General features: G+C 36.0%; 1 pseudogene. It reads left to right on the forward strand.

The window, feature by feature from the left end:
* Nucleotides 1–775 precede the first annotated feature (775 nt).
* Nucleotides 776–1,129 (forward strand): annotated as a pseudogene (locus IQR33_RS28040) (peptide synthetase); the annotation flags it as partial.

Here is a 1,129-nt window from a genome sequence, read left to right on the forward strand (position 1 = left end):
TAATCAAAACTTGCAGATTCAGGATAGCCTACATTAAAGTATTGATTTTCCATGCAGTATAGCCAGAATTCATTGAGCCTATCTAGATCTTCATTGGATAGTTTCATTACGTTGCCTGTTGAGTCTTTTTAATGGGCTAAGGTACAGGTCACTACCATGTACACTTACACTTTGTGAGTAATTCGTACCCTGAGTAGAATCCTTCTCTATTTTATTTTTAAAACTGTCTACCGGGTAATACTTGGAGCTTAGTTGTTTCATGTGTCTAAGCTTGAAACTATTTAAAGTTAGTATTTAGTTTGAAAAATTTCAGTCTAATACCATCGTTTTTTCGGTTTTTATATTACTTTCTGTTATTATTTTCTTTGATAGAAATGTAAATGGCCTTCAAAGAATTATTATATTTTTCGAGTATTTTTCTGATATTTCAAATTTTTCCGTTGAGCTACGTTTTGTCTTTAGAAGTAAGTTTTTCAAGATAACCAACAGCGGTTTCGTTGTATGAGAAAAAGTCTTAGCGAACAGAGGATGGTTGACGTTACGGATACAAACTGGCGTCGACACTTCCCAATTATTTAAAGTCAATGTGTTTATATAAACGTTGCATCTTATGTCACATTGACCAAATTCTTATTGTTTTAGCTTTGCTTGAGAGATAGCCTCAAGTAACGTTTTTAATTTATCTAATTAATAATAATAAGCTTTTTGTTGCAAATGATTATCGTTTGCAAAATAATGGCACCTAACCGATGAATTGTCAACAAAGTGAAAGCTGATGAGTGATTTAACACCAATGCAGGCCGCATGTTGGTTTGGAAGAGAAGCTAATGCCAAACTTGGCGGTGTTGCATCCCACCTTTACACCGAATTCGATGGCGAGAACATCAACTTAGAGAAGCTCAATTTAGCTCTAGTAAGTTTGTACCACAGACATGAAATGCTAAGACTTAAAGTTGATGAATTCGGCCTTGGTTCTATCGTAGATGTGCCCAACCATAGCCTGTTAGAAATCGACGACTTTAGCCTGCTATCTAAAGATGAGCAGAATCAAGCATTGAGTCGTAAGAGAGATAAGTGGGCCCATCAGATGCTTGATTTGACTCAAGGTCAAGCGGCAAAGTTCTCCGTG

Source organism: Vibrio sp. OPT46, assembly GCF_015163535.1.
GTDB classification, from domain to species: Bacteria; Pseudomonadota; Gammaproteobacteria; order Enterobacterales; family Vibrionaceae; genus Vibrio; species Vibrio alginolyticus.